The organism is Micromonospora sp. NPDC051924 (assembly GCF_055586005.1).
Genome location: NZ_JBVJJA010000112.1, coordinates 1 through 1,509 on the forward strand (window position 1 = coordinate 1; position 1,509 = coordinate 1,509).

At 67.2% G+C, this 1,509-nt stretch carries 1 protein-coding gene; it reads left to right on the forward strand.

All coding sequences use genetic code 11. From position 1 onward, the window contains the following. The first annotated feature begins 123 nt into the window (after positions 1-123). On the forward strand, positions 124-1,476 hold the full coding sequence (locus ACZ6S5_RS34850) for an IS4 family transposase (protein WP_466006546.1): 1,353 nt from the start codon (positions 124-126) through the stop codon (positions 1,474-1,476). Positions 1,477-1,509: the final 33 nt, after the last annotated feature.

Genomic DNA, 1,509 nt, shown 5'->3' on the forward strand with positions numbered 1-1,509 from the left:
CAACGCCGTTCAGTTAGGCGTGGGAGAGGCCGGTCAAGGGTGTGTTGATCAGAGAGTGAGAAGCGGAGTTCCGGTATCAAGGTTTGTCACTCCAAGACAACCCAGAACCAGGAACTCCGCTTGGTGGATCAGATTGCCATAACCCGGACGGTCACGGTAGCGGCGGGGCCGTTCGCGGCGGGTCACCTCGGTGAGCTGACCCGGCTGTTGCCGTTCGAGATGATCGATGAGGTTCTGACTGCGACCCGGCGTACGCAGCAGCGGATCCGGCTGCTGCCTGCCCGGGTCGTGGTCTATCTGCTGATCGCGGGTTGCCTGTTCGCCGATCTGGGCTACCGGCAGGTGTGGTCGAAACTCGTCGCCGGTCTGCGTCCGCTGCCGGTGCCCGATCCGTCGGGCAGTGCTCTGCGCCAGGCCCGGCAGCGGCTGGGCTCGGCACCCATGCGGGCCCTGTTCGAACTGCTCCGCGGCCCGGCGGCTACCAGTGCTGCCATGGTGTGGTGGCGGGGCCTGATGCCGGTCGTCATCGATGGCACCGTACTCACCGTCGCGGACTCGCCGGCCAACCTGCGCCGCTACGGCAAGCAGCGCGGCAACAATGGCGGTTCCGGATATCCCACGCTGCGGCTGAGCGCACTGCTGGCCTGCGGCACCCGCTCGGTGCTCGACGCCGTGTTCGACCCACTCAGCACCGGCGAGATCGCCCAGGCTGAACATCTGGCCCGCAGTCTGCGCTCCGGGATGCTGTTGCTGGGCGACCGCAACTACGCCAGCGCCGACCTGATCACCAGGATCACCGCGACCGGGGCCGACTTGCTGATCCGCTGCAAGAGCAGCCGTAAACTGCCTGTGCTCGGCCGCTACCCGGACGGATCCTGGCTATCGGCCGTCAGCGGCCTGCGGGTCCGCGTCGTCGATGCCCGCATCAGCATCACCACCACCGGCGGCAGCCACACCGGCGACTACCGGCTGATCACCACCCTGCTCGACGCCCGCCGCTACCCGGCCGGCGACCTCGCCCGGCTCTACCACCAGCGCTGGGAGATCGAGACCGCCTACCTCGAACTCAAATCCAGCATCCTCGGTGGACGAGTCCTGCGAGCCCGCACCCCCGACGGCATCGACCAGGAAATCCACGCCCTGCTGATCACCTACCAGGTGCTACGCACCGCGATGGCCGACGCCACCGACAGCCGACCCGGCCTCGACCCGGACCGGGCCAGCTTCACCACCGCTCTCAACGCCGCCCGCGACCAGATCACCCTGGCCGCCGGCGTCATCGCCGACACCGTCATCGACCTGGTCGGCGCCATCGGCGAACGCGTCCTGGCGAACCTGCTACCCGATCGCCGCATCCGCACCAAAACCCGGATGATCAAACGTTCGAACTCCAAATACCAGGCCCGCGGACCGAACATCGACCGCCGCACCTACAAGGCCACCACCAACATCGACGTCGTCACCAACGAACCTTGACAGGCCAGCCACCGGCCTAACTGAACGGCGTTG